The sequence below is a fragment of the Paenibacillus sp. PK4536 genome (genome assembly GCF_028594455.2).
GTDB lineage: Bacteria > Bacillota > Bacilli > Paenibacillales > Paenibacillaceae > Saccharibacillus > Saccharibacillus nuruki.
Genome location: NZ_CP126313.1, coordinates 3,061,195 through 3,074,523 on the forward strand (window position 1 = coordinate 3,061,195; position 13,329 = coordinate 3,074,523).

Here is a 13,329-nt window from a genome sequence, read left to right on the forward strand (position 1 = left end):
TCGATTATCATGTCATATATTACCAATTGAGATTAATATTACACTGAAATGGATTTAACTGCTATAGGAAGCACTAAGAATAAGAGAACCACGCGCAGGAATTTCGATAGAAGAACCTGTGTGATGAGGATCTAGCAAATTAGTCGTTTGTAGATCGTGTAGTTCTACTGTAGCAGCTTCCGCATTATGGTTGAGCAAGAAAATGAATTGTTCGCCGTTTTTAACACGTCTTCCAGCTTCAACACCTGCTGGAGTATCAAGCACAGGTTGAATGCCTTTGTGATCGGCAATAAATTTCATGAGACCGTCAATAAAAGCTTCTTCTCCATCAGAAGCGATATACCATGCTTCACCTTTACCATACGTATTACGGGTAAGTACAGGCATTCCTTTGTAAAAGTCATCACCATAGTGGGCAAGAACTTCGGCACCTTCGGTATGAAGCAGATCGCAGAGCATGCCGCATTCATAATCGCCGTTAAGATCACCTAAAGGAGTATCCATTACGATTTGGTTACGCATCGTAGGAAGCAGAGCATCTGTTTCTTCTACCCAGATACCAAGCAACTTACGTAGTTCGCCAGGATAACCACCCAGAGCAACCAAATCAGTCTCGCCTACAATGCCGCTAAAGAATGTCGTGACAAATGTGCCACCATTTTGCGTAAATTGTTCTAATTTATCAGCTAGACCTGGTTTGACCATATAAAGAACAGGCGCGATAACTAATTCGTAGGCGCTAAGATCAGAATCTACACCCACTACATCGACCTGAACATTACGATCATAAAAGGCTTTGTAGTATTTATGTATCTGATCTACATATTTGAGCGCAATCGTAGGACCGCTTGATTTTTCGATGGCCCACCAGTTGTCCCAATCAAACAGTATAGCAACTTTGGATTCAATACGCGAATCAAGTAATGTGTCACCCAAAGTCTGTAATTCGCTTCCAAGTGCTGCGGTTTCACGGAATACACGTGTATTGGAATGTCCAACATGTTCAATGACAGCACCATGGAATTTCTCACATGCGCCTGCTGAACGACGAAGTTGGAAAAACATAATAGTATCTGCACCATGAGCGACAGCTTGGTAACTCCATAAGCGCATCACACCCGGGCGTTTAAGTGAATTGTAAGCTTGCCAGTTCTGTTGACTAGGCGTCTGTTCCATCAGCATAAATGGATCACCATTTTTGATACCGCGCATCAGATCATGAGCTAAAGCGGTATAACTAACCGGTGTGTCCAATCCTGGATAGTTATCCCATGAGATAATGTCCATCTGTTTCGCCCATTTAAAATAATCTAAAGGTTTGAAAAAGCCCATAAGATTCGTAGTAATTAATGCTTCTGGAACAATAGTTTTAATCGCATCATATTCCAATTGATAACACTCTAGCATGCTGTCCGAGTTGAAACGGGAATAGTCAAGAGACATACCTTGGAAGTTCGTATTATCGTCTCCCCATTCTTCGCTCAAATTACTTGGCAGCACAATTTCATCCCAGTCATAAAAAGTATGACCCCAGAATGAAGTGTTCCATGCGGTATTCAGTGCATCTAATGTATCATAGCGCTTTTTGAGCCATACACGGAAAGCACGTTCACAATTGTCACAATAACAATCGCCACCGTATTCGTTAGAGACATGCCATACTACAATTGCAGGATGATCTTTATAACGTTCGGCAAGTCGACTAGCAATTTCTGTGGAGTATTTACGATACGTCGGGCTATTAGGGCAAGAGTTATGACGACCGCCGAATTTACGCTTACGACCATCTTTATCCGTACGAAGAACATCAGGATATTTTTTCGCCATCCATGCCGGATGTGCAGCAGTACTGGTTGCAAGACAAGTATAGATACCGCTTTCATAAAGGCTATCGATCAATTGGTCTAACCATTCAAATTGATAATGAACTTCATCGGGCTGATTACGTGCCCAAGAGAATACATTGACTGTAGCAATATCGATTCCAGCTTGTTTGAATAGTTGTAGATCTTCTTGGTGTGTCTGTTGATCCCATTGTTCAGGATTATAATCGCCACCGTAAAAAATTTTGGGAAGTTTACTGCTAATCATGATTGTCACTCCTTGTATAAGAATAACTCTATAGTAAAGCAACTCGTTCCCTTATAGAATATAATAAAATGTGCTTAGTGTATAATAATATGGAGATTGGAAGTGAAAAATATGTATGTAACTATACCGGATCGTCGCTTTTTTACAGAGCTTAGAGACTTGCAGTTACCTATTCATATGGAGAGTATCGGGTACAACGCCGATCAGGAATCTATTGATCGTCCAGATGGCTATCCTTGTTATCATTGGATTCAAGCTGTTAATGGAGAAGGCGAACTTTATTTTGGTGGAACCAGCTATACAGTCAAAGCAGGATCAGGTGTATTATTGGCACCCAGAGATGCTCATGGGTATCGTCCGATCAGCGGGGTATGGGAGACCGCGTATTTAACATTTGGAGGACCTCAGTCTCTCGCTATCGTATCTACGCTTGGATTATCACATTCGGCTTATTATGAATGGGATCGTGGATGTGAATTAGAGACATTTACCAGTGGACTACTGGGTCAGATTCGTAGTGATCGTGACTTATCAGGGCTAGATACCAGTTCGGATCTATACCGCTTTTTAACATTGCTCAAAAAGCATGGTCGTGTGAATAATCTGCCTTCGTTATCCCATACAGTAGAACGATTGAAGCCACTGATGTCCTTTATGGAATCCCATTATGACGATCCTAATATTGGTCTTGAAGATATGGCAGATCAAGTCGGTGTAAGTGCGAGACATTTGAATACTTTATTCCGCCAGACATTTGGAATGACGGCGTATGCTTATTTTATTTTACTTCGTATTCGTAAAGCCAAAGAATTGATGACACTGTATCCTCGCATGACGATTAAAGAAGTAGCAGGTCAAGTTGGATTTAGAGATTCCAGTCATTTTGTAGCTACATTCCGTCGATTAGAAGATGTTACACCGGAACAATTCCGTAATTTGTATTGAATAATAGGTTAGATTATCAATGAATCATGAAGCGGATAGGTCCGATCTGCTTCAATTATTGAGTTGATTTTATTAAGCGCTTACAATATATTGATAACCAGTGATAGTTCAGAAAGGGGATCAAAATGTGAGTGTAGAAAAGATATGGATCGATGGAAAAGAAGATACAGCTACCACAGAAGAAAGAGCTTATTTAGTACCGTTTATTGTAGAGTATTCGGATAAAGTGGTCATTGTATTGCCCGGCGGAGGGTATGAACATCGGGCAGACCATGAAGGTGCGCCTGTTGCAGAGTGGCTTAATCAAAATGGTATTTCTGCTTTTGTACTTCATTATCGTTTATCACCCAAACAGCAACGTATTCCATTAGAAGATGGTCAACGTGCTATTTGTTATGTACGCGCACATGCCGCGCATTATGGCATTCATCCGTCCAAAATCGCGATATTAGGATTTTCCGCAGGGGGTCATTTAGCAGCGATGACAGGTACTGTGTACGAAGAACAATCGGTGACGGTAGCAGGAGTTACTCAATCGATTAGTTCGAGACCGGATGCTATGATTTTGTGCTATCCGGTTATTACGATGGAGCACTATGGACATGAGGGTTCTCGATTATCTTTATTGGGAGCAGAAGCATCTCCTGAACAGATTCGTGCTCATAGTGCAGAGCAATGTGTTACAGCACAGACACCGCCTGCTTTTATCTGGCATAATACAGATGATGATGTTGTACCCGTCCAAAATAGCTTGCAGATAGCAATGGCTTTAGAGCAACATCATGTTCCATTTGAATTACATATTTATGAGAGCGGTGGACATGGACAGGGACTTGCTTTGGAGCACCCAGTTATGGGAAACTGGACCAAGCAATGTATGATTTGGCTTCATCGTCAAGGATGGTAATCACTGTACTTGTAGATGACCCTATTTTTGTCAGTCTAGAGGAGATGGATAGAGATGAAAATTGAAAAAAATAGCACCTTATTGATGATTGGTGACTCGGTTACTGATTGTGGACGTGGACGACCTGTAGGACAATACTGGGAGATCGGTGACGGTTATGTTTCTTTAGTCGATTCTCTTTTGCAAACGGTTTATCCTGATTATAATATTCGTGTACTCAATACAGGTACAAGTGGAGATCAGGTCAAACATCTCAAAGCTCGCTGGGAAGAAGATGTGTTCAAACACAATCCAGATTGGGTATCTATTATGATCGGGATCAATGATGTATGGCGGCAGTTCAGCCATCCACTTGAAACGGATTGGCATGTATACTTAGAAGAATATGAACAGACATTGCGTGAACTGGTACAGCAGACATTGCCTAAAGTCAAAGGGTTAATCTTAATGACACCTTATTACTTATCAACGACTACTGAAGATCCTATGCGTGCGACGATGGATATTTACGGAGAATCTGTGAAACGTATTGCACAAGAAACAGGGGTGATCGTTGTAGATACTCAAGCGGCTTTTGACGCATTGTCTGCTTATGTGTATCCAGCTTCATTATCGAATGGATGGGATCATGTTCATCCGAATCAAAATGGACATTTAGTGCTTGCTCGTTCATTTTTGCAAGCTGTTCAATATGATTGGAGCCGTTCTACACCATAATTGAAAAGCAAGGAGGGTTACGTATCAAAACATATACAGCAAATATCGTTATCGATGCCAAAGCCAAATTAGGTGAAGGACCCAGCTGGGATCAACAATCTCAACGCTTACTCTGGGTGGATATTGAAGGTTATCAATTGCATATGTATTATCCTTCTACCCATGAAGATCGTACTATAGATATTGGAGAGCATGTTAGCGCAGTAGTTCCGTATCTGGAAAATGAAGTGATTGTCGCACTTATTAGTGGGCTATATCGCTTAAATCTGACCACAGGCGAGAAATTCATTATTCACGATCCTGAAGAAGGCAGACCGGGTAACCGATTCAATGATGGTAAATGCGATCCAGCAGGGCGTTTCCTTGCAGGAACAATGAGTTTGAATGGAGAATCCGAGCAAGGTGCTTTTTATAGCTTAAATACTGAAGGCAATGTTTCTTTGCTAATAGATGAAGTTTCTACATCGAATGGATTAGCATGGAGCGCAGATCATAGTACGTTGTATTATATTGATACGCCAACACTTGAAATTGTGTCTTTTGATTATGATATCAATGAAGGTACCATTTCGAATAAACAAGTCGTTGCTACGGTAGACGAAAGTGAAGGATATCCGGATGGAATGACGATCGATGCAGAAGGCATGTTGTGGGTCGCTCGCTGGGGGGGTCAACGTGTCTCACGTATTGATCCAACCAGTGGCAAAGTGATTGCAGAAGTCTCCTTGCCTGTTAACTGTGTCACGTCTTGTGCTTTTGGTGGTGAGCATCTGGATGAGCTTTATATCACAACAGCACAAGATGATGATAGTGCAGATCAACCGCTAGCAGGTGGTTTGTTTATGGTTAAGCCAGGAGTGAAAGGGATGCCAACCGCTTACTTTAATCAAGGGAAGCGTGCAGTAAATCTTGAGCAATCTGTGACTTCAAAAGAATAGAAGATATTTTATACAATAAAGCACAAATATAACGTAAAACAGAGCAAAAAGCCTCAATCGATCTAGATTGAAGCCTTTTGCTCTGTTCCCAAGTCTGCTGATGACAGACAAGGCTACATATTCGGCATCATAAAAGATAAGAAAAGTGATCTTATACAGAATTACGCGCGAATATCTAGTGATCCTCCCAAATTCGGGTGAGGTGCTTGTTTAAGCATTTCTGCCATTTGTTGACCTTGTTGCTCAGCCATGTCTTTAGATAACGAAAGTACTTTGATACCAACAGCTTGCGAAAGCGAACTTTGGCTCATTGCCGTGGATAATGAAGCGATATCCATGATAGGACCTCCTTTCGTTGCCTGTATTGGAAATGAAGGCATACCTAATCTATATCGGACAATCTCTATAAAATATAAATCCAAGCAAAATAAAATTAATCTTATTTTCAGCTAATCATCAGATTAATTTCATATCAAGCGTTTAATATACAGACATACCCCTTTTGAAATAAATATAAATATAGACCCTGTCGATAATCGATGGGGTTATTTTTTTGGGATTTTATGTTAGGTATTTGTTAACTTTATATAAAATGTAATCGCAGATAAAGGCAATGATTAAATATTACTCACAATTTATGTTTGTTAAATTTACATAAACCTATTTTAAAAATCACAAATTGCAGTTAAAATAATCTCATATCCTATATTATTTAAATAAAAAATGGAAGGAAGTTGATGTATGAAAAAGATTTTGTTTACAGCTATGACGTTTATGATGTTAGTAACGGTGTCATTTTTAGTGCAAGGTGAGGGCAAAATACATAATACGATATACGCAGCAGCAGCCTATGATTACACACTTACTTTTCCAACCAGTCGTTACCCTGAGACAGCAGATCATATCAAAGACGCAATTGCAGATGGACATTCTGAAGTCTGTACGATTGATCGGGATGGCGCAGATCAAAGACGTGAAGATTCATTAAAAGGAGTACCTACCAAATCCGGTTATGATCGTGATGAGTGGCCGATGGCGATGTGTCTTGAAGGCGGTACAGGAGCTGATATCCGTTATGTCACACCTTCAGACAACCGCGGAGCAGGATCATGGGTGGGTAACCAATTGACTAAATATCCGGATGGAACCAAAGTGAAATTTATATTGCAATAATGAACTTTATAGCTCGTAGTCAATCGATTTTAAAATACAGAAGGTCCCTACATTGCTTGTAGGGGCTTTTTGATATATACATCATCATATCTATATCTAGCATGCTAATCTAAGCTGAGGATACATTCCTTTTGAACCATAGACATGATATGATACGATAGCTTTGTACATCGTAGAACTGACATATGAAGCCAAATAGATGGTGATACGAAATATCATAAAGACAGGTGAACACAAGATGAGAGTCATATCAGGCAGTGCCAAAGGGCGTCCATTAAAAGCTGTACCCGGTAATGGAACACGTCCGACAACAGACAAAGTAAAAGAATCGATTTTTAGTATTATTGGACCTTATTTTGATGGTGGAAAAGTATTAGATCTTTTTGCAGGTACAGGCGGTCTGGGGATCGAAGCACTCAGTCGTGGTATCCAGCAAGGGGTATTTATAGATTTGGAACATAAAAGTATAGAAGTGATTCGTGGTAATCTACAAGTGGCTGGCTTGACCGAACAAGCTGAAGTGTACCGTAATGAAGCAGGACGTGCACTGAAAGTATTAGCCAAACGTGAAGCCCTATTTGATCTTGTATTTCTTGATCCTCCTTACAAAATGAAAAATGGGATCGAACTGATGAACGAAATGCATGAACGAGGATTGTTAGCTCCAGCAGCAACGATTGTTCTAGAGTATGAATCAGGACATGATTATCCAGAAGAACTAGAACATTTCGTGTGTATTCGTCATGTGGTTTATGGAGAAACAGCGATTAATGTATACGAATATGAACCACAACAACAGGGAGGACAATCATCCAATGAGTGAACATGGAACCAAATCACATCTAGCGGTTTATCCAGGGAGCTTTGACCCTGTAACGATGGGGCATATGGATATTATTCATCGTGCTGCCAAGCAGTTCGATCATCTGGTGGTAGCTGTTTTGAATAATATGAGCAAAAAGCCCCTATTTAGCGTGGAAGAACGGGTTGAATTGTTAAAAGAAGTCACCGCAGATTTGCCAAATGTAACCATTGAAAGTTTTCGCGATCTGTTAGCGAATTACATACGTGAACGCCAAGCGCAGGTGATTGTGCGTGGTATTCGTTCAGTGACTGATTTTGAGTATGAATTACAAATGGCTTCGATCAATCGTGAACTGAATCCAGATGCAGAGACTATTTTTATGATGACCAATCCGAAATATTCTTATTTAAGCTCGAGCGTGGTTAAAGAAATCGCTCGTTTTAATGGCAACGTATCTGAATTTGTACCGCCTATTATAGAAAAACATTTAAAACAAAAGTTCAGTGAAGGTCCGGATAGCGAGTAGTTAGATCGCGAATATGGAATTGAGGACATAAGCGTGGGATAATAAGAGTAGCCGCCAAGTGAGGCTGTAAAAGAATCAAAGGAGAGAAAAACATGCCTGGCCGATTATTAAAATCCCCGATGAGCCGCAAACAATCTTTTTTGTATATTATTTGTGTTGTTATTCTGGTCTATGTACTGGTATATATGCCAACTCCTTATATGATCAATGGACCTGGTAGTGCCGATGAATTGAAGCCAATCGTAAGTGTGGCTGGTGGTCAGAAGGATGAAAAAGGAACATTTATGCTAACCACCATATCGGTCACTTACGCCAATACAGCGATGTTGATCGCTTCTTTATTTGATTCCAATGAAGAAATTGTTCGCAAAACAATTCAAAGTAATCGTGCTGAATATGAAGCAGAACAATTGTATTATATGAGCAGTTCACAATCGTATGCGATCGCTGCTGCTTACAAAAAAGCAGGTATTCCTTACGGTGTAGAACCTCAGTATGTATTTGTGGTTAGTGTACCGGATGCTCGTACTTCTATTCATGCCGGGGACAAATTTATTTCTATAGATCAGCAACCGATTACATCGTTTAAACAACTGGAACAAGTATTACAAAGCAAAAAAAATGGCGATCAAGTGCAAGTGGTGCTTGATCGTGCAGGTAATCAGATTACTCTGCCTGTGAGCTTAACTCAATTTAAAGATAGCAACGGACAAGAACGTGTCGGATTTGGCGTATCGATCGGTGAAGTCCAAAAAATCGCGCCTAAAGATGCGGATCATGAAGTTCATTTTGCCAATACTAATATTGGTGGGCCTTCGGCTGGATTGATGTTTACATTAGAAATCTATAATCAATTAACGTCAGGAGACTTAACCCGAGGACATCGTATTGCAGGTACAGGAACGATTAATCCTCAAGGTCAAGTTGGAGAAATTGGTGGTGTTCAGCACAAAGTGGTCGCAGCTCAGCAAGCAGGAGCAACTATTTTCTTAGTGCCTAAAGGCAATTATGCCGATGCCAAAGCACAATTAGCCAAAATGAAATCTTCGATGCAACTGATCTCGGTAAGTACGTTAGATGATGCACTTAACGCATTGAATACCTTATCAACTTCGTAATGGTTTTGTTTATTTTGACATCATTATATTCTAATCGGAGAGCGTCTATAATCCGAATATAAAGTAGAAGATTGCTGTACAGCAAAGCAAGAAGCTTGAATAGCAGAAGCGCGAATATCTAGCTCCATATGAACATGATCGGTATCTGTCGGTTTGGTAATCACCGGTAGAGAAGCGGTCTTTTTCATTTGTCGTAATAATTCTCTGCCTGTGTCTGTAAAGCCAAGTACACGAATATACCCGGGACCTTGTTCCAACTGTTCGATGCTCAACACCGACTTCGTATGACCTAATAATAGATGTGCAATAAGCCGTTGTAGACGTGTATAAGTATAACGTTTGGTTTTGAGTGCTGTCATCAGATCAGTAATACTGTAATTTTGTAAAGTAGGTAATATTTTTTTGAAACGATATTCCAACCCTTCACTCATATCATAATACTGTGCAAGTTGTTGTGGTGAATGCGTGGTAATCTGCTGAAATAAAGATTGCCATAACTGATCAAGCTTTACAGGGCCACGACCTGCGGCTATTTCGCGCTCAATAATAGACATCGTACTTGCGGGCAGATACGGTGTTGCTTGCTGAACATCGCTAAATAGAAGCCTGCGTACTGCTGTAGCGCTTGCAATCTGTTCATGAGTCGGTTGAAGATCATGATATTGCGATTGTTCTCGCTGGATCGTCTCCGGCAGTATAGAACTATTTAACCGATTCAGCGCAATCATATATTGAAGTCCAAGTGTATTATTAGGTTGATCTAACAAAGATGTGGCTTGATCTGGTATACTATAGAGACTGGCTACTGCTTGACCAAGGGCCGCAGGGTAGCTTATCCCTTCTTTAAGATGATTCTGGATAAGTAGACGCAGTTCAGGTGATTCGTTCGTTAGCAGGTCTGCTAAAGCTTTTAATGGGGACAGAGAACCAGACTCACTACCGAACACTAATGAATCTACAAGACCTGTCGCTTCAAGAAGTGAAACTGCGCCATAAGCGAACCACTCAGCAGGTTGTACAGTATAAGCAGAAGGTAACTCGATAACCAGATCACATCCAGCATGTAGTGCCATTTCAGTACGTGCCCATTTGCTAAAAATAGCCGGTTCGCCACGTTGTGTGAAGCCACCACTCATCACAGCAACGATAGCATCACATTCTGTTTTTTCGCGTGTCCGTTGTAAATGAAGTAGATGTCCATAGTGAAGTGGATTATATTCGACGATTATTCCTGCGACTTTCATAGATAGGCTCCTTTTTAAAACTCAAGCATTGATATTGAATATAGGTATCAGTATAAACGAAAATAGGTGTTAACCAAAATACCTTAACAAATATTCATTGACAAAGCTTGCGTATAATCGGTATAATAATTTTTGTTTGTTTGGAGTGATAATGATGCAATTTCAATTTAGAAAATTGGCGCAAAGCGATCAACCGATAGAGTTTCATGACACGCTTGACATGAGTTCCATTTTAAAGGAACATAGCGATGTTCTGTCTTATACACCTCTCCAAGTAGATGTGAAAGCGGCGCAAAGAGTCAATGAAGTGGTTGATGTACAAGGAACACTGAAACTTGACTTACAGATGGCGTGTGTACGTTGTCTGAAGCCTGTGGATTTGAACTTACAGTTCGAGATTCAGGAAGAATTCAAGCATGGTGAAGAACCAGAAGATGTAGCTGAAGATAATGATACACTGTATGTGAATACAGATACCGTTGATTTAGCTCCATATATGGAACAAGCTGCTGTACTTGAACTTCCGCCTGGAGTATTATGCAGTGAAGACTGCAAAGGTCTTTGCCCGACATGCGGAGTCAACCTGAACGAGCAGGATTGCGGTTGTGACAACACACCTATCGATCCGAGAATGGCAGGACTCAAAGATTTCTTTAAGTGATTTAATGATCATGTAATATGTTCATTGGATAAGATTGATTAGATGAAGGAGGTGGGAACAATGGCAGTACCTCAACGGAGAACTTCCAAAACACGTCGTGATAAACGTCGTACACATTTTAAATTGGCAGTACCTGGTTTGGTGAAATGCGAGCAATGCGGAGAAATGAAATTGGCTCACCGCGTTTGCAAAGTATGCGGAACATACAAATCAAGAGAGATTATCAAACAATAGTCTTTCACAAAGGTAGTACTTCATCATTTGGTGAAGTACTATTTTTTTGTATATTTATAATTTGGTATATCAAACACAATGTTCACAGAAAAATCGTGTTTAGCGGATAACCTAGACCAGACACTTTCTTTTTAGTTCAATATGCTTTATACTACATTCTTAGTACCAGGTTCTAAAAAATGAACGGCAACATGAAATTAAACTAAAACCGAATAGGTTTACATATATTTTTGAATACAGTAGTATCCGGATAGAACTTTTCAAGTTGTATCTTTAATTTTAAAATCTGTGTGCGATTTGCGTAACACGAAGGAGGTGCGTAGCCATCGAACGTTTGCCCAAACGGCAGCGCCAACAACGGCTCGTGAAGATTATCGAAGAGAATCCGTTTGTGACTGATCAAGAATTAACCAGACAATTAAAAGTCAGTATTCAGACGATTCGTCTAGATCGAATGGAACTTGGAATACCGGAGTTGCGTGAGCGAATGAAATTGATGGCTGAGCGCTCCTACGATCAGGTAAAATCACTTCCTCTAGATGAAGTTATCGGAGATGTTGTTGATCTGCAACTCGACAAAAGCGGAATCTCTATTTTTGAGATTCGTGAAGAACATATATTTTCTCGTACACAGATTGCACGTGGACATCACATTTTTGCACAGGCGAATTCATTAGCGGTCGCTGTGATCAATGATGCGATTGCTTTGACAGCATCGGCAGATATCAGATTTGTCCGCTCGGTTCATCTGGGTGAAAAGTGTATTGCCAAAGCATATGTGCAGTCTAATCCTGCACGTAAAGGAAAAGCCAAAGTAGAAGTACTGACGTATGTTGGTGAAGAAATGGTATTCCAAGGAAACTTTACAATCTATCGTTCAGATGGTGAAGAACAGCATGAAGGAGGAGTAGATCATGATAATCGCCATTGATGCGATGGGCGGAGATCACGCTCCAGACAGCAATGTATTAGGTGGACTCGAAGCCGCCAAAGAATGGAAAGATACCGAGATCATTTTAGTTGGAGACGAGACTCGTATTCGAGCACTACTGACAGAGATTCCATCCAACTTAAAAATAGTACACACGACTGAAATTATTGAAGCAGAAGATGAGCCCGTCAAAGCTGTTCGTCGTAAAAAAGACGCTTCAATGGTTGTAGCAGGTCGCATGGTCAAAGAAGGCAATGCTCAAGCGATGATCTCAGCAGGGAATACAGGCGCACTGATGACAACAGGTTTGCTCGTTGTTGGTCGTATCAAAGGCATTGAGCGTCCTGCGCTGGCGCCTATGATTCCAACGATCGACGATGGCGGAACACTTGCGCTTGATCTTGGAGCTAATATGGATGCAAAACCAGAACATCTAGCACAGTATGCGCTGATGGGTAGCATTTATAGAGACAAAGTTCATGGTATTACTAACCCGCGTGTAGGATTATTGAACGTAGGTACAGAAGCCAACAAAGGCAATGAATTAACCAAAGAAGCGTACCCATTACTAGAAGCATTGCCTATTAATTTTGTAGGAAATGTAGAAGCTCGCGATGTACTTAATGGAGTCTGTGATGTGTTGGTCTGCGATGGTTTTGCAGGCAACATTATGTTAAAGTCACTTGAGGGTACAGCATCAGCGATGTTTTCACTGCTCAAACAACAATTTAGCAAATCGCTCAAGACCAAGATTGGGGCAGCATTATTAATGCCCGAACTTCGCAGTCTCAAAGGCAAGCTGGATTACAAAGAGCATGGAGGTGCTCCTTTACTTGGATTGAACGGACTTGTTCTCAAAAGTCATGGTTCATCTGACGCTGGAGCCATTAAGCATGCTGTTCGTCAGGCAAGAATAGCGATCAGCAATCAGTTGGTTGAAAATATATCTAAAGAAGTTATACAATAAGCATCTTGCGTCATGTTTTATCCATCCCCACCGTAATGACGTGGAACGAAAACGATGAGGAAATTAGTGGGA

The 13,329-nt window shown here is 40.7% G+C and carries 15 protein-coding genes; 12 read left to right on the forward strand and 3 right to left on the reverse strand.

Going from position 1 to position 13,329, the window contains the following annotated elements; genetic code table 11:
- Positions 1-54: 54 nt before the first annotated feature.
- On the reverse strand, positions 55-2,091 hold the full coding sequence (locus tag PO903_RS13780) for a beta-galactosidase (RefSeq protein ID WP_273593705.1): 2,037 nt from the start codon (positions 2,089-2,091) through the stop codon (positions 55-57).
- A 111-nt stretch (positions 2,092-2,202) separates the two neighbouring features.
- Between PO903_RS13780 and PO903_RS13785 the strand changes: the two genes are divergently transcribed.
- From PO903_RS13785 to PO903_RS13800, 4 genes are all read left to right on the forward strand, one after another.
- Complete coding sequence (locus tag PO903_RS13785) at positions 2,203-3,036, forward strand: AraC family transcriptional regulator (RefSeq protein ID WP_069327437.1); 834 nt, start codon at positions 2,203-2,205, stop codon at positions 3,034-3,036.
- Between the two features lie 127 nt (positions 3,037-3,163).
- Positions 3,164-3,943: an alpha/beta hydrolase gene (locus tag PO903_RS13790; RefSeq protein ID WP_273593706.1), complete on the forward strand. Its 780-nt coding sequence runs from the start codon at positions 3,164-3,166 to the stop codon at positions 3,941-3,943.
- A 54-nt stretch (positions 3,944-3,997) separates the two neighbouring features.
- Positions 3,998-4,660, forward strand: a complete 663-nt coding sequence (locus PO903_RS13795) for an SGNH/GDSL hydrolase family protein (RefSeq protein WP_273593707.1) — start codon at positions 3,998-4,000, stop codon at positions 4,658-4,660.
- A 23-nt stretch (positions 4,661-4,683) separates the two neighbouring features.
- Positions 4,684-5,598, forward strand: a complete 915-nt coding sequence (locus PO903_RS13800) for an SMP-30/gluconolactonase/LRE family protein (RefSeq protein WP_273594657.1) — start codon at positions 4,684-4,686, stop codon at positions 5,596-5,598.
- Between the two features lie 161 nt (positions 5,599-5,759).
- Here PO903_RS13800 and PO903_RS13805 read toward each other — a convergent pair whose 3' ends face one another.
- A complete protein-coding gene (locus tag PO903_RS13805; protein WP_069327434.1) occupies positions 5,760-5,936 on the reverse strand; it encodes a YjfB family protein in 177 nt (58 codons plus the stop codon).
- A 439-nt stretch (positions 5,937-6,375) separates the two neighbouring features.
- Here PO903_RS13805 and PO903_RS13810 point away from each other — a divergent pair, with 439 nt between their 5' ends.
- The 4 genes from PO903_RS13810 (at position 6,376) to PO903_RS13825 (ending at position 9,220) form a co-directional block, all read left to right on the forward strand.
- On the forward strand, positions 6,376-6,771 hold the full coding sequence (locus PO903_RS13810; RefSeq protein WP_371748229.1) for a NucA/NucB deoxyribonuclease domain-containing protein: 396 nt from the start codon (positions 6,376-6,378) through the stop codon (positions 6,769-6,771).
- Between the two features lie 199 nt (positions 6,772-6,970).
- Positions 6,971-7,594, forward strand: a complete 624-nt coding sequence (rsmD, locus tag PO903_RS13815; protein WP_137222655.1) for a 16S rRNA (guanine(966)-N(2))-methyltransferase RsmD — start codon at positions 6,971-6,973, stop codon at positions 7,592-7,594.
- Positions 7,587-8,102, forward strand: a complete 516-nt coding sequence (gene coaD, locus PO903_RS13820) for a pantetheine-phosphate adenylyltransferase (protein ID WP_069327432.1) — start codon at positions 7,587-7,589, stop codon at positions 8,100-8,102. Before rsmD ends, coaD begins: the two co-directional genes overlap by 8 nt.
- Positions 8,103-8,194: 92 nt before the next feature.
- Positions 8,195-9,220 (forward strand): YlbL family protein, encoded by a 1,026-nt coding sequence (locus PO903_RS13825; RefSeq protein WP_273593708.1) that lies wholly within the window; start codon positions 8,195-8,197, stop codon positions 9,218-9,220.
- A gap of 23 nt (positions 9,221-9,243) precedes the next feature.
- On the opposite strand, the gene PO903_RS13830 is transcribed toward PO903_RS13825, so the two are convergent.
- Positions 9,244-10,464 (reverse strand): nucleotidyltransferase, encoded by a 1,221-nt coding sequence (locus tag PO903_RS13830; protein ID WP_137222659.1) that lies wholly within the window; start codon positions 10,462-10,464, stop codon positions 9,244-9,246.
- Positions 10,465-10,684: 220 nt separating this feature from the next.
- Between PO903_RS13830 and PO903_RS13835 the strand changes: the two genes are divergently transcribed.
- From PO903_RS13835 to plsX, 4 genes are all read left to right on the forward strand, one after another.
- Positions 10,685-11,125, forward strand: a complete 441-nt coding sequence (locus PO903_RS13835) for a YceD family protein (RefSeq protein ID WP_241669335.1) — start codon at positions 10,685-10,687, stop codon at positions 11,123-11,125.
- A gap of 60 nt (positions 11,126-11,185) precedes the next feature.
- Positions 11,186-11,359, forward strand: coding sequence for a 50S ribosomal protein L32 (rpmF, locus tag PO903_RS13840; protein ID WP_069327428.1), 174 nt, complete (start codon positions 11,186-11,188; stop codon positions 11,357-11,359).
- Between the two features lie 334 nt (positions 11,360-11,693).
- Positions 11,694-12,290: a transcription factor FapR gene (gene fapR / locus PO903_RS13845; RefSeq protein ID WP_069327427.1), complete on the forward strand. Its 597-nt coding sequence runs from the start codon at positions 11,694-11,696 to the stop codon at positions 12,288-12,290.
- Positions 12,274-13,257 carry a phosphate acyltransferase PlsX gene (plsX, locus tag PO903_RS13850; RefSeq protein WP_069327426.1) on the forward strand — a complete coding sequence of 328 codons (984 nt, stop codon included), beginning with the start codon at positions 12,274-12,276 and terminating at the stop codon, positions 13,255-13,257. The genes fapR and plsX overlap by 17 nt, the downstream gene beginning before the upstream one ends.
- Positions 13,258-13,329: the final 72 nt, after the last annotated feature.